This window comes from Mycobacterium heidelbergense (assembly GCF_050205645.1).
Lineage (GTDB): Bacteria > Actinomycetota > Actinomycetes > Mycobacteriales > Mycobacteriaceae > Mycobacterium > Mycobacterium heidelbergense_A.
Genome location: NZ_JBNMQT010000024.1, coordinates 1 through 18,544 on the forward strand (window position 1 = coordinate 1; position 18,544 = coordinate 18,544).

The following is an 18,544-nucleotide window of genomic DNA, read 5'->3' on the forward strand; positions in this document are numbered from 1 at the left end:
ATTCAGCAGCAGGACCCGCCACGAGAGCGCGTCGATCTGGAGCCGTCGGCGGGTCCTGCTGCTGAATTCCACCTACGAGCCGCTGACCGCCCTGCCGATGCGCCGCGCGATCGTCATGGTGATCTGCGGCAAGGCCGACGTCGTGCACCACGATCCGGCCGGGCCCGTGATCCACTCGGCGACCAGGTCAATCGTGGTGCCGTCGGTCATCCAGTTGCGCACCTACGTCCGGGTGCCATACCGCGCCCGCGTCCCGATGACCCGCGCGGCGCTCATGCACCGCGACCGTTTCTGCTGCGCCTATTGCGGGGCGAAGGCCGACACCGTCGACCATGTGGTGCCACGCAGCCGCGGCGGCGACCACTCCTGGGAAAACTGCGTCGCGTGCTGCTCGACGTGCAACCACCGCAAGGGCGACAAGCTGCTCACCGAACTCGGCTGGGCACTGCGGCGGGCGCCGGTGCCGCCCACGGGACAGCACTGGCGATTGCTGTCCACCGTCAAGGAATTGGATCCCGCCTGGGCTCGATACCTCGGTGAAGGCGCCGCCTGACCCGACTTGGGTCCTGAATGCGTCGGTTCGTCGCGCCGTGGGATACGGTTTGCGTCGTGAACGTTATGCAGATCCATCTGTTGTTCATTGGGATCCCGTTATCGCTGGTGATCGTGCTTGTGGGGCTGATCTGGAGGCACAAGGGCCCACACCCGGCGACCTACAAGATGTCGGAGCCCTGGACACATCCGCCCATCCTGTGGGCCGCCACCGACGAAGCCGTCGGCGGCGAGCACGGCGGGCACGGCACATCGGAGTTCTCGGTTGGGGGTGGCGCCAGTGGCACGTGGTGAGGTAGCGACGATCGAGCCTGCCGAGCTGCCCAAGGGCTCGGTGATCACCACCAGCGGACGCATCTCGGGGGTGATCGAGCCCGGGACGGTATCGGTGCACTACCCGTTCCCGATCAAAGACCTCGTTGCCATCGACGACGCGCTGAAATACGCGTCGCGGTCCTCGATGGCGCGGTTCGCCATCTATCTCGGCGACCTGGGCAGCGACACCGCCGCGCGGGCCCGCGAAATTCTGGCCAAGGTGCCCACGCCCAACAACGCGGTCTTGCTCGCGGTCTCGCCCGACCAGTCCGTCATCGAGGTCGTCTACGGCGCGCAGGTCCGCGGTCGCGGCGCCGAGTCGGCCGCACCGCTGGGGGTGGCCGCCGCGGCGTCGGCATTCAAGCAGGGGAACCTGGTCGACGGGCTCGTCAGCGCCATCCGCGTACTCAGCGCCGGGATATCGCCGGCCTGACGCGCGTTCGACTAGCCCGCCGAGCCGTCGAAGCGGCGGGCCCTCAGTGACCGCTTGATCCCCGCCTGGCCCTCCAGCACCAGCCGGCGCAGCGCGGGCGGCACTTCGGACTCCGGGGATTGCAGGAATCGGTCGGCGGCCGCAACACCCTCCTCGCTGATATCCCAGTGCGGGTACAGCCCGATCACCACAGTTTGGGCGACCTCGCTGGACCGTCGCGTCCAAACTCCGGGGATGGCGTCGAAGTAGCGCTCGGTGAACGGCTTGAGCAGCGCGTGCTGGCCCGGCGGCGCGATGCCCGCGATGATCGAGCGGGCCGTGATGTTGGCCAGCGTGTCGTCGTCGACCACCGTCGTCCACGCCTGCTCCTTGACCTGCGTTTGGGGCCGGGCGGCGGCAGCCTGGGCGCCGTGGCGCTTACCGGCCGCGGTGGGGTCGCGCTGAACCTCCGTGTCGATGAACGGTGTCGCCGGCCCGTCGGCGTCGATCTTGCCGGCGGTGGCCAACGCGATCACGATGCGCCAGCGCAGGTCGGTGTCGATCTGCAGGCCCGCCAACCCCAATTCGGCGGGGTCGTGATCGAGCAGCTCGGCCAGCGTCTCGACGTGCCGGGAGGACAGCACCGACGTGCACAGCGCGTTGAGGAACGCGAGCTGGTGATCCGATCCGGGCTCCGCAGCACGGGCCAGCTCCAGCAGCCGATCGGCGAACTGCGCCCAGCCGTCCTCGTGGGCCCAGGCCGGGTCGGCGTAGGAGGCCAGCGCCGTCTGCGCCTGCATCAGCAGTCGTTGCAACACCGCGACCTCCGTTTCGGCGTGCACGCCGCGCGACACCAGTGCGACGAAGTCACGGGCCCGCAGTTCGGCCTCGCGGGTCATCTCCCACGCTGCCGACCACACGAGTGAGCGCGGCAGCGGCTCGGTGATGTCGGCGATGCGTTCCAGCGCGGTCCGCAGCGACTGCGGGTCCAGCCGCAGCGAGCAGTAGGTCAGGTCGTCGTCGTTGACCAGAATCAGCTTGCCGCGCGAAACACCAACCAGCGCAGCAACTTCCGTGTCCGGACCATCGACGTCGAGTTCCTCCCGGTGTACCCGGATCAGCTTGCCGGCCCCGCTGGGATCACTGTCGTCATAGATGCCTACCGCCAGCCGATGCACCCGCGTCTCGCCCGCACCCGGCGCCGCACCGCCTTGCTGCAGCGTGAACCGGGTGAATTTGCCGTCGGCGTCCAGGTCGAAATCCGCGCGCAGCGTGTTCAGCCCGGTGGTTTTCAGCCACTGCTGGCCCCAGGTCGACAGGTCGCGGCCGGACGCCTTCTCCAGCGCGGCGATCAGATCGCCGAACGTGGCATTGCCGTACGCATGGGTGCGGAAGTAGTCGCGCAGCCCGGCCAGGAAGTGCTCCAGCCCGACGTAGGCCACCAGCTGCTTGAGCACCGAAGCGCCCTTGGCGTAGGTGATTCCGTCGAAGTTGATCTCGACCGCGGCCAGGTCGGGGATGTCGGCGGCGATCGGGTGCGTCGAGGGCAGCTGGTCCTGGCGGTAGGCCCACGATTTCTCGACGGTGGCGAAAGTCGTCCAGGCCTCGGTGAATTCGGTTGCCTCGCTTTGACATAACACCGATGCGAACGTCGCGAACGACTCGTTCAGCCACAAGTCGTCCCACCACGTCATGGTGACCAGGTCCCCGAACCACATGTGCGCCATCTCGTGCAGCACCGTCTCGGCGCGCCGCTCGTAGGATGCGCGGGTGACCTTGCTGCGAAAGACATAGTCCTCGAGGAATGTCACCGCGCCGGCGTTTTCCATTGCGCCGGCGTTGAATTCGGGCACGAAGAGCTGGTCGTACTTGCCGAACGCATACGGCAGGCCGAAGTTCTTGTGGTAGAAGCCAAAGCCCTGCTTGGTCTGGGTGAACAACCGCTCGGCGTCCATGTACGGAGCCAGCGAGGCCCGGCAGTAGATGCCCAGCGGAATCTCGCCGTGTTCGTCGGCGTAGGCGTCCTTCCACTCGGCGTACGGCCCGGCGATCAACGCGACCAGATAGGTGCTCATCCGCGGAGTGGTGGCGAAGGTGTGCACGCCGTCGGCGACGCCGGTCGTCGCGCCGTTGGAGATCACCTTCCAATGCTTCGGCGCGGTCACCTGCATGGCGAACGTGGCCTTGAGGTCGGGCTGGTCGAAGCAGGCGAACACGCGCTTGGCGTCGGCGGTTTCGAATTGCGAGTACAGATACGTCTCGTCGTCCACCGGGTCGACGAAGCGATGCAGACCCTCACCGGTGTTGGAGTAGGCGCAGTCGGCATCGACAACGACGACATTGCGGTCGGCCAGTCCGCTCAGCGCTATGCCGGTCGATTCGTCGTAGCCGGATACGTCCAGTTCGCTGCCGTTGAGCGTGGCGCTGTGGATGACCTCTGCGGCGATGTCGATGACCGTGTCGGCGCCCGCGAGCGCGTCGAATACCACGGTGGTGGTGGACCGGAACGTGCGTTTGGCCGGAGGACCCCCAACATCCGAGCCGTCGGTGAGATCGATCTTGATCTGGTAGCTGTCGACGGTGATCAGGGCGGCGCGCTCGACGGCCTGGTCCCGGGTGAGGTTAGGTAGGGCCACGCGTCCAACTTAAAGCGTGCAGGCCCGGCGCCGCAGAGCGGGAACAGGCGGGCGGCGACTACGGTTGTGCTGGACGGTGTTCTAACCGTTGATGAGAGGACTGCGCAATGCCCGAGAAGGCCCCCGTGAAAAACCAAGCCGATTTCTGGTTCGATCCGCTCTGCCCGTGGTGCTGGATCACGTCGCGCTGGATCCTCGAGGTGGAGAAGGTTCGCGACATCGAGGTGAACTTCCACGTCATGAGCCTGGCGATACTCAACGAAAACCGCGAAGGCCTGCCCGACAAATATCGCGAAATGATGAAGCATGCGTGGGGCCCGGTGCGGGTGGCGATCGCCGCCGAGCAGGCCCACGGCGCGGACGCGTTGGGGCGGTTGTACACGGCGATGGGTACTCGGATTCACAACGAGGACAACAAAGAGCTCGAAGAGGTCATCAAGCTGTCCCTTGCCGACGCCGGTCTGCCCGCCGAGCTTGCCAAGGCCGCGCAGAGCGACGCCTACGACGACGCGCTGCGCAAGAGTCACCACGCCGGGATGGACGCGGTCGGTGACGATGTCGGGACACCGACGATCCACGTCAACGGTGTGGCGTTCTTCGGGCCGGTCCTGTCGAAGATCCCGCGCGGCGAGGAGGCCGGCAAGCTGTGGGACGCCTCGGTGACCTTCGCGTCCTATCCACACTTCTTTGAGCTCAAGCGGACCCGCACCGAGCCGCCCCAGTTCGACTGACCCGTGCGTGCGCCTGTGTAAGGATTGCGGGCATGCGCGTTTACCTCGGCTCTGATCACGCGGGATTCGAGCTCAAACAACAGATCATCGCCCACCTCGAGAAGTCCGGGCACGAGCCGATCGACTGCGGTGCCTACACCTACGACGCGGACGACGACTATCCGGCGTTTTGCATCGCCGCCGCGACGCGCACGGTGGCGGACCCCGACAGCCTCGGTATCGTGCTGGGCGGATCGGGCAACGGCGAGCAGATCGCGGCCAACAAGGTCCCCGGGGCACGCTGCGCCCTGGCGTGGAGCGTCGAGACCGCAACGCTGGCGCGGGAACACAACAACGCGCAGTTGATCGGCATCGGTGGCCGCATGCACGCCGTCGCCGAGGCATTGGCCATCGTGGACGCTTTCTTGAACACGCCGTGGTCGAAAGCCGAACGCCACCAACGGCGTATCGACATTCTCGCCGAATACGAACGCACTCACCAAGCGCCGCCGGTGCCCGGCGCCCAGGGCTGAGGGAGTCCGGTGCCCGAAGGGCATACCCTGCACCGGTTGGCCCGGCTGCATCAGCGTCGATTCCGCGGCGCACCCGTGGCGGTGTCCAGCCCGCAGGGCCGATTCGCCGATTCGGCCGCCGTTGTCGACGGCCGGGTGCTGCGCCGCGCCAGCGCCTGGGGCAAGCATCTGTTCCATCACTACGCCGGCGGCCCGATCGTGCACGTGCACCTCGGTCTCTATGGCACCTTCACCGAATGGGAACGCCCCGCCGAAGGCACACTCCCGGAAGCGGTGGGACAGGTGCGGATGCGGATGGTCGGCGCCGACTACGGCACCGACTTGCGCGGCCCGACGGTGTGCGAGTTGATCGACGAAGCACAGGTCGCCGACGTGGTCGCCAAGCTCGGTCCCGACCCGCTGCGTGGCGATGCCGACCCGTCGTGGGCATGGGCCCGGATTGCGAAGTCCCGCAGGCCCATTGGCGCGCTATTGATGGACCAGACGGTTATCGCCGGCGTCGGAAACGTCTACCGCAGCGAGTTGCTGTTCCGCCACCGCATCGACCCGTTCCGGCCCGGCCAGAAGATCGGCGAGGCCGAATTCGGCGCGGCGTGGACCGATTTGGTGGCGCTGATGAAGGTTGGCCTGCGCCGCGGCAAGATCATTGTGGTGCGGCCCGAACACGACCACGGCCCGCCGTCGTATCGGCAAGGGCGGCCGCGGACTTACGTGTACCGGCGCGCCGGCGAACCCTGCCGGGTGAGCGGGGATCCGATCCGCACCGCGGTGCTGGAGGGCCGAAACGTGTTCTGGTGCCCCACTTGTCAAACCTGAGCGGCCTGGGACTGACAGGAAACTGACAGGAGGAAACGCTGGCGTCTCCTGTTTGAGATTCGTGTCCGGTGGGTAAAAGCCGCGTCGTGAAAAATATTCCGCGTTTAACTGCAACGCTTTTCGCGATGAGTATCGGTTTGGGCCTGGCAGGATTGGGCGCCGCAACCGAAGCCCAGGCCCAGCCGGGGCCGTTCCCGCAATGGTGTCCGGGCGAGTTTTGGGACCCGGGCTGGGGCAACAACTGGGACTGGAACAACTGCCACGACTGGCGCAATCAGGGTTGGGGACAGGGCAATCCCGGTTGGGACCGCGACCACCCGGGCGGGCCCGGATGGGATCACGACCACCCGGGCGGCCCTTGGGGTCCGCCGCCACCTCCAGGCTGGCACCCCTGAGTCGTTACACCTGCCCGACACCCCGCCCCGCCGATACAGGTGGGGCGGGGTGTTGATCGACTGCCGAAACGTGTTCTGGTGCCCCACTTGTCAAACATGACGGGGCGGGCGTCTACTGGTTGGAATTCCTCTCGAAAGTGGGTGGCGCCGTGACGACAATTCCGCGGATAACCGCAACGCTTTTCGCGTTGATCGTCGGCCTGGGGCTGGCTGGATTGGGCGCCGCAACCGACGTTCAGGCGCAGCCGGGGCCGTTCCCGCAATGGTGTCCGGGCGAATTCTGGGACCCGGGCTGGGGCAACAACTGGGACTGGAACAACTGCCACGACTGGCGTGCGGCGCCGCCGGACCGTCCGTGGGAAGCGCCACCGCCGCCACCGCCACCTGCCTGGCACCCCTGAGATCACCAAACGCGCCCTGCCGATATCGGCGGGGCGCGTTTTTAGCCTGCGTCAGTCCGCCGTGACTCCCAGCGCGGCGTAGACCTCGTTGCTGAGCGCGAGGCTGCGCGGGTCCGCATTGGACTTGGTGGCGTCGAAGCGATTCGCCACATACGCGTAGCCGATGCGGTGCTCCAGATCGACGAAGCCGAATGAGCCCCCCAGCCCTCCGTGGCCGAAGATCCGACGGTTGGGGCCGTTCACGCCGCGCTGATTGAGCATGTACCCCAGGCCCCACCCGTGGTCGGCGACCCGGGGTCCGAGCACCAGGTCGGTCTCATAGCCGCCCTGGCACACGCGGACCAGGTCCATGTGCTCCCTGCTGAGCAGCTTCTCCTGGGCAAGCGCGTTGTAGAACGTCGCCAGTCCCAGCGCCGACACCTGACCGTTGGTGCCCGGGAACTCGAGCTGGCGCCACAGCTGCAGGTCGTGGGAGCCGAGTTCGTCGTCGGGCGCGAAACCCATCGAGATCGACAACCCCGCCTTGGGGTGTTCGGCCAGGCTGGTCGGGTAGCCGGGGGCTTGCACGTCGGCCAACAGGTCGCGGGCGTGGGGCTTGTTGACCCGCTCGGCGCAGCGGCGTTGTTCGGCGGGGGACAGGCCGATGTGGACGTCGGCGCCGAGCGGTTCGGCGATCTCGGTGCGCAGGTACTGACCGATCGTGCGACCGGTGATCCGCCGGAATACCTCGCCGACGATGAAACCGAAGGTGGTCATGTGGTAGCCCTGGGCGGTGCCCGGCTCCCACCACGGTTCGGCGGCGGCCAACTGCTCGCAGACGAAGTCCCAGTCGGCGACCTGCTCCCAAAGCATTCGGGTGCGCGGTCCGATCACGCCGGACCGATGGCCCATCACCATGGCCAACGTGATGTCCTGCTTGCCCGCCTGCGCGAACTCGGGCCAGTAGCGCGCCACCGGCGCGTGCAGATCCAGCTCGCCGCGGTCGGCAAGCTGATGGACGCACGTGGACGAGAGGCCCTTGGTGCCGGAAAGCACGGTGGTGAGGGTGTCTTGCCGCCACGGGCGCGTGCCCGCCGCGTCGGCTGAGCCGCCCCACAGGTTGACGACGAGGTCGCCGTCGACCCAGACGGCAACGGCCGCGCCGACCTCGTGGCTCGTCGCGAAGTTGCGCGCAAACGCATCGCGTACGCCGGCGAAGTCCGGTGCGCATGAGCCCTTGATGTCGACGTCGCTCATGGCGCCTTTCTGTCGAGCAGTTGCCCAGCAGAGCGGGCGACGGGAATCGAACCCGCGTAGCTAGTTTGGAAGACTAGGGCTCTACCATTGAGCTACGCCCGCATATATAAGTCGAGCGAGACTGTATCTGGCGACGAACATCAAATCTAATCGAAGCGGGTCTGTTATCGCACCGTGAGGTCGTGAGGTCGCTGCGAAGCCGGCGCCGCCGGGCCGTAGGATCGCGAGGTCAGCGCGGGGTGTAGCGCAGCTTGGTAGCGCATCCGCTTTGGGAGCGGAAGGCCGCAGGTTCAAATCCTGTCACCCCGACCAGACCGCAAACGACCACCGAGGAGCACACCCCGTGAAGAGCAGTGTCGAGCAGTTGAGCCCCACCCGGGTGCGCATCAATGTCGAAGTGCCGTTCACCGAGCTCGAACCCGATTTCCAGCGGGCTTACAAGGAGCTGGCCCGGCAGGTGCGGCTACCGGGTTTCCGGCCCGGCAAGGCGCCCGCGAAGTTGCTGGAGGCCCGGTTCGGCCGGGAGGCGATGCTCGACCAGGTCGTCAGCGAGGCGCTGCCCGCCCGGTATGGGCAGGCCGTCGCGGAGTCGGAAGTCCATCCCCTGGGCCAGCCCGACATCGAGGTGACCAAGAAGGAGTACGGGCAGGAGCTGGCGTTCACCGCCGAGGTCGACATCCGTCCCGAGATCACCCTCCCGGACCTGAGCGCGCTGAAGGTCTCGGTCGATCCGATCGAGGTCAGCGACGACGACGTCGACTCCGAACTGCAGTCGCTGCGCGCCCGGTTCGGCACCCTGACCGGGGTGGACCGCCCGGTGGCCGACGGTGACTTCGTTTCGATCGACCTTTCGGCGACCGTCGACGGGAAGGAGGTGCCGGGCGCCGCCGCGCAGGGACTGTCCCACGAGGTCGGCTCCGGCCGGCTGATCGCGGGCCTCGACGAGGCAGTGGTCGGTTTGTCCGTCGACGAGTCCAAGGAGTTCACCGCGAAGCTGGCGACCGGCGAGCATGCCGGGCAGGACGCGCAGGTCACCGTCACCGTCAAGTCCGTCAAGGAACGCGAATTGCCTGAGCCCGACGACGAGTTCGCCCAATTGGCAAGCGAATTCGACACCATCGAGGAGCTGCGGTCCAACCTCCGCGACCAGGTGGCCCGGCTCAAGCGCGCCCAGCAGGCCGACCAGATCCGCAACGCCACGCTGGACGCTTTGCTCGAGCAGGTTGACGTGCCACTGCCGGAGGCGGTCGTCCAGGCCCAGTTCGACAACGCGATGCACGGCGCGCTGCACGGCCTGGACCACGACCAAGCCAAGTTGGACGAGGTGCTCGCCGCCCAGGGCAAGTCGCGTGAGGAGTTCGAGACCGAGACGCGCGACGCCGCGGAGACGGAACTGCGCAAGCAGCTGCTGCTGGATGCGCTGGCCGACGACTTGGAGGTCCAGGTCGGGCAGGTCGACCTGACCGAGCGGCTGGTGATGACGTCACGGCAATACGGCATCGAGCCGCAGCAGCTGTTCGCCTATTTGCAGGAGAACAACCAGCTGCCGGCCATGTTCGCCGATGTGCGGCGCGGGCTGGCCATCGCCGCGGCGGTCGAGGCGGCGACGGTCAGCGATACCGCGGGCAACGCGATCGATACCAGTGAGTTCTTCGGCAAGCGCGGCCAGTCCGCCGAGGAGGCCACGGATGAGGGCGGCGACGACGAGGCGCCGGAGGTGCAGGACGCCTCGGACGAAGCCTCGGACGAAGCCTCGGACGAAGCCGAGAAATGACGCTGTGAGCGAACGCGCCCATTTCAAGGGGTGCGTGGCCAGCGCGCAGTGGGCTCGGTTGGTTAGTGTCGGTGCATACGGATTTCGAGAAAGCAGGTAACCCAGTCGTGACTGACATGCGTTCGAACTCGCAGGGTCTCAACCTCACGGACTCGGTCTATGAGCGCTTGCTCACCGAGCGCATCATCTTCCTGGGTTCGGAGGTGAACGACGAAATCGCCAATCGGCTGTGCGCGCAGATCCTGTTGCTCGCGGCCGAGGACTCCAGCAAGGACATCAATCTCTACATCAACTCGCCGGGCGGATCGATCAGTGCCGGGATGGCGATCTACGACACGATGGTCTTGGCGCCCTGCGACATCGCCACCTACGCGATGGGCATGGCCGCCTCGATGGGGCAGTTCCTGCTCGCCGCGGGCACCAAGGGCAAACGCTATGCGCTGCCGCACGCCCGGATCCTGATGCACCAGCCGCTGGGCGGCGTGACCGGCAGCGCGGCCGACATTGCCATCCAGGCCGAGCAGTTCACGCTGATCAAGCAAGAAATGTTCCGGCTCATCGCCGAATTCACCGGCCAGTCGATAGAGCGGATCGTGACCGACTCCGATCGCGATCGCTGGTTCACAGCGCAGGAAGCCCTGGAATACGGCTTCGTCGACCACATCATCACCCGCGCCGCACACCTCACCAACGGAGAAGTCCAATGAATCCCCAGATCCAGCCGCAGGCGCGCTACATCCTGCCGTCGTTCATCGAGCACTCCAGCTTCGGCGTCAAGGAATCCAACCCCTACAACAAGCTCTTCGAGGAGCGCATCATCTTCCTCGGCGTCCAGGTCGATGACGCGTCGGCGAACGACATCATGGCTCAGCTGCTGGTGCTGGAGTCGCTGGATCCCGACCGCGACATCACCATGTACATCAACTCCCCGGGTGGCGGGTTCACGTCGTTGATGGCGATCTACGACACCATGCAGTACGTGCGTGCCGACATCCAGACGGTGTGCCTGGGCCAGGCCGCTTCGGCGGCGGCGGTGCTGCTGGCGGCGGGAACGCCTGGCAAGCGGATGGCGCTGCCCAACGCGCGGGTGCTGATTCACCAACCGTCCCTTCAGGGCGTGATCCAGGGCCAGTTCTCCGATCTGGAGATCCAGGCCGCCGAGATCGAGCGGATGCGCACGCTGATGGAGACGACGCTGGCTCGTCACACCGGCAAGGACGCCTCGGTGATCCGCAAGGACACCGACCGGGACAAGATCCTGACGGCGGAAGACGCCAAGGACTACGGGATCATCGACACCGTTCTCGAGTACCGGAAGCTCTCGGCTCAAACGGCCTAACGGTCGAGTACGGTCGCCAACTCGGCGATATCGGCCGGCCCCACTCGGCAACATCCGCCGATGATGCGCGCCCCGGCCGCCGCCCACCGCACGGCGCGTTGCGCGGAAAAGCTGCGCGGCCCGGTCCAACCCGTGCCGTCCCAACGCTCGCCGCTGTTCGGGTAGACGATGATCGGCTTGCCGATGTCGGCGATCGCGATGGCGGCGAGAACATCGTCGGGCGCACAGCAATTCACGCCGACCGCGACGATCTCGTCGACGCCTGCCGCCACCGCGAACGCGTCGGCGAGCGGTTGACCGGCGCGGGTCTTCGTCCCGTCGATGGTGTAGCTGAGCCAGGCCGGCACGCCGAGCGAGCGCACCACGTTCACCAGTGCTTCGGCCTCGTCGACGTCGGGCACCGTTTCCAGCGCGAGCACGTCGGCCCCGGCGCTGGCCAATACCTCCAGCCGGGGACGATGCCAGCGCGTCAGCTCCGCGACGGACATGCCGTAGCGGCCGCGATATTCGGACCCGTCGGCCAGCGCCGCGCCGTACGGTCCGACCGAGGCGGCGACGCAAAGGTTCTCGGCACCGGCCGCGTCACGCGCGGTCTTCGCGAGATCGACGCTGCGGCGCAGCAGCGCGACGGCCTCGCCGCGGGCGATCCCGCGGGCCGCGAAACCCTCGAACGAAGCCTGGTAGCTGGCGGTCGTCGCGATCGAGGCGCCTGCGCGAAAGTACGCCGCGTGCACCGCGACGATCTGCTCCGGGTCATCGGCCAGCAGCCGCGCCGACCACAGCGGGTCGGACAGGTCGTGACCGCGCGCTTCCAGCTCGGTGGCCAGGCCGCCATCACTGATCAGCACGGATTCGCTGGGCCAGGTAAATCCCACAGCCAAACCCACACCGCCACTGTAGGGTGGGTTGCCTGGTGGTCAGCCAGAAAACCACCGGGTTCGGGGGCGCACAAGCCTCGGTCGGGTAACGACCGCGACACGCCAAAGACACGCTATGCGCGTCTTTGACGAGTGACAGGCGTCGTCGGGCTATATGTTTCATTCAGACGGACAGGCGTGAATACCACCGACGCGATTCGGCGCTAACGGTCGCGAGGGGCCCGAGCAAGCGGGTAGCGTCGGGGATTACACGCGGCACAGCACGACGAACGGCGAAAAGGAAGTAGGCACTTAAGCACCATGGCGCGCATCGGAGACGGCGGTGACCTGCTGAAGTGCTCGTTCTGCGGGAAGAGCCAAAAGCAAGTCAAGAAGCTCATTGCTGGCCCCGGTGTGTACATCTGCGACGAGTGCATCGATCTGTGTAACGAGATCATCGAAGAGGAACTCGCCGACGCCGACGACGTCAAGCTCGACGAACTGCCCAAGCCCGCCGAGATCCGGGAATTCCTGGAGGGATACGTCATCGGGCAGGACACCGCGAAGCGAACGCTGGCGGTCGCGGTCTACAACCACTACAAGCGGATCCAGGCGGGCGAGAAAGGTCGTGACTCCCGGTACGAGCCGGTCGAGCTGACCAAGTCCAACATCCTGATGCTCGGACCCACCGGGTGCGGCAAGACCTACCTGGCGCAGACGCTGGCCAAGATGCTCAACGTCCCGTTCGCCATCGCCGACGCCACCGCGCTGACCGAAGCCGGTTATGTCGGTGAGGATGTCGAGAACATTCTGCTGAAACTCATCCAGGCCGCCGACTACGACGTCAAGCGCGCCGAGACCGGGATCATCTACATCGACGAGGTCGACAAGATCGCGCGCAAGAGCGAGAACCCGTCGATCACGCGCGACGTCTCCGGGGAGGGTGTGCAGCAGGCCCTGCTGAAAATCCTCGAGGGCACGCAGGCGTCGGTTCCCCCGCAGGGTGGCCGCAAGCACCCACACCAAGAGTTCATCCAGATCGACACCACCAACGTGCTGTTCATCGTCGCGGGTGCGTTCGCCGGCCTGGAGAAGATCATTTACGAGCGGGTCGGCAAGCGGGGCCTGGGCTTCGGTGCCGAGGTTCACTCGAAGGCCGAGATCGACACCACCGATCACTTCGCCGACGTGATGCCCGAGGACCTGATCAAGTTCGGCCTGATTCCCGAATTCATCGGCCGTCTCCCGGTGGTCGCCTCGGTCACCAACCTGGACATGGAGTCGTTGGTGAAGATCCTGTCCGAACCGAAGAACGCTCTGGTGAAGCAGTACACGCGGCTCTTCGAGATGGACGGCGTCGAACTCGAGTTCACTGACGACGCGCTGGAGGCGATCGCCGATCAGGCGATCCACCGCGGCACGGGTGCTCGAGGCCTACGAGCCATCATGGAAGAAGTCCTGCTGCCGGTGATGTATGACATCCCGAGCCGCGACGACGTCGCCAAGGTCGTGGTGACCAAGGAGACCGTGCAGGACAACGTGTTGCCGACGATCGTGCCGCGTAAGGCTTCGCGCTCCGAGCGTCGCGACAAGAGCGCGTAGGCCACAACCCCTCAACATTCATGTCGCCGGCGGTTTGCCGGTAGGGGCTTCGCGGAACCCCACCGACGTGACGAACAACACAGTTTGTGTCGTACCCATCAGTAGCACCCCGCTGACTTCGGCATTGGCCCCAAACCCGCTGCGTGCGAGGGATATGAGACGGTCATACTCGCCGAAAACCAGTGCCATAATTGGTACTACCAGTGACACACAAGCTTCAGGGCGCGGGAGTCACTCCATCGGCGCGTACCCTAAAGCTCCAGTGGAGTGCCTATCCGATTGACAAATGGAGGGCGGAGACGTGGATCCGAACGGCAGCGGAGCCGGATCAGATTCTCATAGCGAGATCCGTCATAACGGGTCCGACCGTCAGCGGCTGGAACAAGTTGTCATCCGCTTCGCCGGAGACTCCGGCGACGGTATGCAGCTGACCGGCGACCGGTTCACGTCGGAGGCAGCGCTTTTCGGCAACGACCTGGCGACGCAGCCGAACTACCCCGCGGAGATCCGCGCCCCCGCAGGCACCCTGCCCGGCGTCTCGTCGTTCCAGATTCAGATTGCCGATTACGACATCTTGACCGCGGGTGACCGACCCGACGTGCTCGTCGCAATGAACCCCGCGGCGTTGAAGGCCAACATCGGCGACCTGCCGCGTGGCGGAATGGTGATCGCGAACTCCGACGAATTCACCAAGCGCAACCTGACGAAGGTCGGTTACATCACCAATCCGCTGGAGTCCGACGAACTCGACGACTACGTCGTGCACTCCGTTGCGATGACCAACCTGACCCTTGGGGCCGTCGAGGCGATCGGCGCGTCGAAGAAGGACGGCCAGCGCGCGAAAAACATGTTCGCCCTTGGCCTTTTGTCGTGGATGTACGGGCGCCCGATCGAAGCCAGCGAGAAATTCATCCGGGAGAAGTTTGCCCGCAAGCCCGACATCGCGGAGACCAACGTGCTCGCCCTCAAGGCGGGCTGGAACTACGGCGAAACGACCGAGGCGTTCGGCACCACCTACGAGGTCTCGCGCGCGACCTTGCCGGCCGGTGAATACCGGCAGATCTCCGGCAACACCGCGCTGGCCTACGGCATCGTGGCTGCCGGGCAGCTGGCCGACATCCCGGTGGTGCTCGGCAGTTACCCCATCACGCCGGCCTCGGACATCCTGCACGAGCTGTCCAAGCACAAGAACTTCAACGTGATCACCTTCCAGGCTGAGGACGAGATCGGCGGCATCTGTGCGGCGATCGGCGCCTCCTACGGCGGGGCGCTGGGCGTCACCAGCACATCGGGGCCGGGGATTTCGCTGAAGTCCGAAGCGCTGGGCCTGGGTGTGATGACCGAGTTGCCATTGCTGGTCATCGATGTGCAGCGAGGCGGACCGTCGACCGGGCTGCCCACCAAGACCGAGCAGGCCGACCTGCTGCAGGCGTTGTACGGCCGCAACGGGGAGTCGCCGGTGGCCGTGCTGGCGCCGCGGTCGCCGTCCGACTGTTTCGAGACCGCCCTCGAGGCGGTGCGCATCGCGGTGTCGTATCACACCCCGGTGATCCTGCTGTCCGACGGTTCGATCGCCAACGGCTCTGAGCCATGGCGGATTCCGGACGTCGGCTCGCTGGAGCCGATCAAGCACATCTTCGCCAAGCCCGACGAGCCCTTCCAGCCGTACAACCGCGACCCGGAAACCCTGGCGCGCCAGTTCGCCGTGCCGGGCACTCCCGGACTGGAACACCGCATCGGCGGTTTGGAAGCGGCGAACGGCAGCGGCAACATCTCCTACGAGCCGATCAACCACGACCTCATGGTCCGGTTGCGCCAGGCCAAGATCGACGGCATCTCCGTTCCCGACCTGGAAGTCGACGATCCGAGCGGAGACGCCGAGCTGCTTTTGATCGGCTGGGGCAGCTCCTATGGCCCGATCGGCGAAGCCTGCCGTCGCGCTCGGCGCAAGGGCATCAAGGTCGCGCACGCCCACCTGCGCTACCTCAGCCCGTTCCCGGCCAACCTCGGCGAAGTGCTGCGGCGCTACCCGAAGGTGGTGGCACCGGAGATGAACCTGGGCCAGCTGGCGCTGATCCTGCGCGGCAAGTATCTGGTCGACGTGCAGTCGGTGACCAAGGTCCAGGGCGTGTCGTTCTTGGCGGACGAGATCGGGCGCGTCATCCGCGCCGCGCTGGGCGGGACATTGGCCGAAATCGAGCACGACAAGACGATGGTCGCCAGAATGGCGGCAGCAACAGTTGGAGCGGGAGCTATCGAATGACAGGCGCGGTGCAGGGCACAGACCTCGGCTTGACGCCGAGGTTGACGAAGAACGACGGCGTGCCCACGACGGATCAGCCGCAGAAGGGCAAGGACTTCACCAGCGACCAAGAGGTCCGCTGGTGCCCGGGCTGCGGCGACTACGTCATCCTCAACACCATCCGCAACTTCCTGCCCGAGCTGGGGCTGCGCCGGGAGAACATCGTCTTCGTCAGCGGTATCGGCTGCTCCAGCCGGTTCCCCTACTACCTGGAGACCTACGGGTTCCACTCGATTCACGGCCGGGCCCCGGCCATCGCGACCGGGCTCGCGCTGGCCCGCGAGGACCTGTCGGTGTGGGTGGTCACCGGCGACGGCGACGCCCTGTCGATCGGTGGTAACCACCTGATCCACGCGCTGCGCCGCAACGTCAACATCACGATTCTGCTGTTCAACAACCGGATCTACGGCCTGACCAAGGGGCAGTACTCGCCGACGTCGGAGGTCGGCAAGATCACCAAGTCGACGCCGATGGGATCGCTGGATCACCCATTCAACCCGGTGTCGTTGGCGCTGGGCGCCGAAGCGACCTTCGTCGGTCGCGCACTGGACTCCGACCGCAACGGGCTGACGGAGGTCCTGCGCGCGGCCGCCCAGCATCGTGGCGCCGCCGTGGTTGAAATCCTGCAGGACTGCCCGATTTTCAACGACGGTTCTTTTGACGCGCTGCGCAAGGAGGGCGCCGAGGAGCGGGTGATCAACGTCCGCCACGGCGAGCCGATTGTCTTCGGCGCCAACGGCGAATACTGCGTGGTGAAATCCGGCTTCAGCCTCGAGGTGGCCAAGACCGCCGACGTGGCGGTCGAAGAGATCGTGGTGCACGACGCGCAGGCCGACGACTCGGCCTACGCGTACGCGCTGTCGCGGTTGTCGGACCAGAACCTGGAGCACACGGTGCTAGGCATCTTCCGCAACATCAACAGGCCGACTTACGACGACGCGGCGCGCTCCCAGGTTCACGCCGCTCAGTCGTCCAAGCCGTTCGACACCGCCGCGCTGCAATCGCTGTTGCGCGGGCGCGACACCTGGACCGTCGACTAAGGTGGCCCAGCTCGTGCCCGACGCAGTCTCACTGGCCGGGGTAGTACTCGCTGGAGGCGAGTCGCGGCGGATGGGCCGCGACAAAGCAACCCTGCCCTTCCCGGGTTCTTCGGGTGCCGGTGCGACCACGATGGTGGAGCACGTGGTCGGCATCCTCGAGCAGCGCTGCGAGCCGGTTTTGGTGATGGCCGCGCAGGGACAACCGCTGCCAGCACTGCAGGCCCGCGTCATCCGCGACGAGTTGGGCGGCCAGGGGCCGTTGCCGGCGACCGCGCGCGCACTGCGCGCCGCCGCCGAGGCGGGCACCCGCCTCGCTTTCATCTGCGCCGTGGACATGCCGCTACTGGGCGCCGACCTGATCGATGACCTCGCCCGCCGCGCGCTGGAGACCAACGCGGAAGTCGTGTTGCCGTGGGACGGCCGGGATCATTTTCTGGCCGCGGTGTACCGGACCGATCTCGCCGCCCGGGCAGAGGCGCTGGTGGCCGCCGGTGAGCGCAAAATGCGTGCCCTGGTTGATGTTTCGGACACGCAGCGGATCGTCACGTCGGATTCGCGTCCGTTGACCAATGTCAACAGCGACGCCGACTTGCGTGCTCTGGTGCGGTCCGGCGCCTGACGCGCGCCGACGGCTCGAAAAACTGCGCCACGTAATCGGTGCGCTTATTTCATTTCGCCGAAACAATTGCTTAACTCGGGTTTGACAAATGGCGTTGAATTCCGAAATCAGCAATATCTGGCGATCAGAAACTATTGCCTCTAGTTAGTGTTTGAACACTTCGAAAAGCCAATCGCCAGGCCATTCCTTAATGCCGCCGTAATACGTTGGCGCAGTGGCGATTTGGGATGACCCCCGACGTACATCGTACCAGGTCGGGTACGGCGTCGCCCGACGCGGCAGTCTGGCGCCGCGAGTTAGGGCGGCAAATTGCGTACCGCAAATTGTCGATCCCAAAACGCGTCTTCTCGGTGGGCCGCGGCGGATCGTCGCCGCGACTGGGCCTCGGATCGCGGAGCGCCCCAAAAGCGTTGGGGCAGTGGATAAGTCGTGTAAACACAGACGGTGCGGCGGCCCGGGCGGTATCCGTGCAAGCGCTTGTCCGTGGCCTTCCGCCGCGCTAACATGAGCCGACCAATTGGGCTGAGACACTTCGGCTTTCGAAGTTACATCACGTCCGAATTTGTCAACTTGCGCGTGTCGGGCGCCTAGTGGGCTCGGGCGCCGTGTACCCTGCGCGGCTCGCCCCGGCGACGCGCGTCTGCGCATCGCCGCAAACCGTGTGCCAGCTCACAAAATGTACGTGATTCGGCTCACGGAAACGGGGTACCGATCGTGGTCGGGCGGGCTCGGATAAACGGTTGCTGACCTGCAAAATTATTTGCGCTATCGCGCCGAGATCGCCTCGTTACCAAACTGAGATGTCCATTCTCTCAAGATGACGAATGCAATCGGTTCTCGTACGGTCCCTGGTAGCCCGAATCGGGTGACGGAAAGTACCGAAAAAATTGAATCCACGGACCCGCGTGTGAGCGGGGCTGCGGTCGGCGACAGCCGGCCCGCCGTCGGTGGGCGCTAGCTCGCCGGCCCAGACCAGTCCCGCTGTCGTGCCTGAACGAGACGGCA

At 66.0% G+C, this 18,544-nt stretch carries 18 protein-coding genes and 2 tRNA genes; 16 read left to right on the plus strand and 4 right to left on the minus strand.

Going from position 1 to position 18,544, the window contains the following annotated elements; all coding sequences use genetic code 11:
- The 3 genes from ACQI5H_RS21435 to ACQI5H_RS21445 form a co-directional block, all read left to right on the plus strand.
- On the plus strand, positions 1 to 553 hold a 553-nt coding region (locus ACQI5H_RS21435; RefSeq protein ID WP_427081305.1), incomplete at its 5' end, for an HNH endonuclease.
- Between the two features lie 65 nt (positions 554 to 618).
- Positions 619 to 846: an aa3-type cytochrome oxidase subunit CtaJ gene (locus ACQI5H_RS21440; RefSeq protein ID WP_076057762.1), complete on the plus strand. Its 228-nt coding sequence runs from the start codon at positions 619 to 621 to the stop codon at positions 844 to 846.
- A complete protein-coding gene (locus tag ACQI5H_RS21445; RefSeq protein WP_076057761.1) occupies positions 833 to 1,300 on the plus strand; it encodes a DUF5130 domain-containing protein in 468 nt (155 codons plus the stop codon). Before ACQI5H_RS21440 ends, ACQI5H_RS21445 begins: the two co-directional genes overlap by 14 nt.
- Positions 1,301 to 1,311: 11 nt before the next feature.
- Here ACQI5H_RS21445 and pepN read toward each other — a convergent pair whose 3' ends face one another.
- Positions 1,312 to 3,915: an aminopeptidase N gene (gene pepN / locus ACQI5H_RS21450; RefSeq protein WP_427081306.1), complete on the minus strand. Its 2,604-nt coding sequence runs from the start codon at positions 3,913 to 3,915 to the stop codon at positions 1,312 to 1,314.
- 107 nt (positions 3,916 to 4,022) lie between these two features.
- On the opposite strand from pepN, the gene ACQI5H_RS21455 reads away from it, so the two are divergent.
- From ACQI5H_RS21455 to ACQI5H_RS21475, 5 genes are all read left to right on the plus strand, one after another.
- The gene (locus ACQI5H_RS21455; RefSeq protein WP_427081307.1) at positions 4,023 to 4,646 is read left to right on the plus strand and encodes an Rv2466c family mycothiol-dependent reductase; all 624 of its coding nucleotides are present in this window, start codon (positions 4,023 to 4,025) and stop codon (positions 4,644 to 4,646) included.
- 32 nt (positions 4,647 to 4,678) lie between these two features.
- The gene (locus ACQI5H_RS21460) at positions 4,679 to 5,158 is read left to right on the plus strand and encodes a ribose-5-phosphate isomerase (RefSeq protein ID WP_427081308.1); all 480 of its coding nucleotides are present in this window, start codon (positions 4,679 to 4,681) and stop codon (positions 5,156 to 5,158) included.
- Positions 5,159 to 5,167: 9 nt separating this feature from the next.
- The gene (locus ACQI5H_RS21465) at positions 5,168 to 5,974 is read left to right on the plus strand and encodes an Fpg/Nei family DNA glycosylase (protein ID WP_427081309.1); all 807 of its coding nucleotides are present in this window, start codon (positions 5,168 to 5,170) and stop codon (positions 5,972 to 5,974) included.
- 125 nt (positions 5,975 to 6,099) lie between these two features.
- The gene (locus tag ACQI5H_RS21470; RefSeq protein WP_427081310.1) at positions 6,100 to 6,369 is read left to right on the plus strand and encodes a hypothetical protein; all 270 of its coding nucleotides are present in this window, start codon (positions 6,100 to 6,102) and stop codon (positions 6,367 to 6,369) included.
- Positions 6,370 to 6,518: 149 nt separating this feature from the next.
- Complete coding sequence (locus tag ACQI5H_RS21475; RefSeq protein ID WP_427081311.1) at positions 6,519 to 6,770, plus strand: hypothetical protein; 252 nt, start codon at positions 6,519 to 6,521, stop codon at positions 6,768 to 6,770.
- A gap of 51 nt (positions 6,771 to 6,821) precedes the next feature.
- On the opposite strand, the gene ACQI5H_RS21480 is transcribed toward ACQI5H_RS21475, so the two are convergent.
- Together ACQI5H_RS21480 and ACQI5H_RS21485 are read right to left on the minus strand one after the other, a co-directional pair.
- A complete protein-coding gene (locus ACQI5H_RS21480; protein ID WP_427081312.1) occupies positions 6,822 to 8,006 on the minus strand; it encodes a serine hydrolase domain-containing protein in 1,185 nt (394 codons plus the stop codon).
- Between the two features lie 31 nt (positions 8,007 to 8,037).
- Positions 8,038 to 8,108 (minus strand) — tRNA-Gly (locus tag ACQI5H_RS21485).
- Positions 8,109 to 8,241: 133 nt separating this feature from the next.
- On the opposite strand from ACQI5H_RS21485, the gene ACQI5H_RS21490 reads away from it, so the two are divergent.
- The 4 genes from ACQI5H_RS21490 to clpP2 all read left to right on the plus strand — a co-directional run bounded on the left by ACQI5H_RS21490 (position 8,242) and on the right by clpP2 (position 11,119).
- Positions 8,242 to 8,318: transfer RNA gene (locus tag ACQI5H_RS21490), tRNA-Pro, on the plus strand.
- A 31-nt stretch (positions 8,319 to 8,349) separates the two neighbouring features.
- Entirely contained in the window at positions 8,350 to 9,780 is a 1,431-nt protein-coding gene (gene tig / locus ACQI5H_RS21495; protein WP_427081313.1) for a trigger factor, read from the plus strand.
- A gap of 116 nt (positions 9,781 to 9,896) precedes the next feature.
- On the plus strand, positions 9,897 to 10,487 hold the full coding sequence (locus ACQI5H_RS21500; RefSeq protein ID WP_427081359.1) for an ATP-dependent Clp protease proteolytic subunit: 591 nt from the start codon (positions 9,897 to 9,899) through the stop codon (positions 10,485 to 10,487).
- Positions 10,484 to 11,119 carry an ATP-dependent CLP protease proteolytic subunit ClpP2 gene (clpP2, locus tag ACQI5H_RS21505; RefSeq protein WP_427081314.1) on the plus strand — a complete coding sequence of 212 codons (636 nt, stop codon included), beginning with the start codon at positions 10,484 to 10,486 and terminating at the stop codon, positions 11,117 to 11,119. The genes ACQI5H_RS21500 and clpP2 overlap by 4 nt, the downstream gene beginning before the upstream one ends.
- Here clpP2 and mmuM read toward each other — a convergent pair.
- On the minus strand, positions 11,116 to 12,006 hold the full coding sequence (gene mmuM, locus ACQI5H_RS21510) for a homocysteine S-methyltransferase (protein ID WP_427081315.1): 891 nt from the start codon (positions 12,004 to 12,006) through the stop codon (positions 11,116 to 11,118). The genes clpP2 and mmuM overlap by 4 nt on opposite strands.
- A 291-nt stretch (positions 12,007 to 12,297) precedes the next feature.
- On the opposite strand from mmuM, the gene clpX reads away from it, so the two are divergent.
- The 4 genes from clpX to mobA all read left to right on the plus strand — a co-directional run bounded on the left by clpX (position 12,298) and on the right by mobA (position 17,539).
- Positions 12,298 to 13,578 (plus strand): ATP-dependent Clp protease ATP-binding subunit ClpX, encoded by a 1,281-nt coding sequence (gene clpX / locus ACQI5H_RS21515; protein ID WP_427081316.1) that lies wholly within the window; start codon positions 12,298 to 12,300, stop codon positions 13,576 to 13,578.
- A gap of 301 nt (positions 13,579 to 13,879) precedes the next feature.
- On the plus strand, positions 13,880 to 15,841 hold the full coding sequence (locus tag ACQI5H_RS21520; RefSeq protein WP_427081360.1) for a 2-oxoacid:acceptor oxidoreductase subunit alpha: 1,962 nt from the start codon (positions 13,880 to 13,882) through the stop codon (positions 15,839 to 15,841).
- Complete coding sequence (locus ACQI5H_RS21525) at positions 15,838 to 16,920, plus strand: 2-oxoacid:ferredoxin oxidoreductase subunit beta (protein WP_427081317.1); 1,083 nt, start codon at positions 15,838 to 15,840, stop codon at positions 16,918 to 16,920. Before ACQI5H_RS21520 ends, ACQI5H_RS21525 begins: the two co-directional genes overlap by 4 nt.
- Before the next feature lies 1 nt (position 16,921).
- Positions 16,922 to 17,539 carry a molybdenum cofactor guanylyltransferase gene (gene mobA / locus ACQI5H_RS21530; protein WP_427081318.1) on the plus strand — a complete coding sequence of 206 codons (618 nt, stop codon included), beginning with the start codon at positions 16,922 to 16,924 and terminating at the stop codon, positions 17,537 to 17,539.
- Positions 17,540 to 18,544: the final 1,005 nt, after the last annotated feature.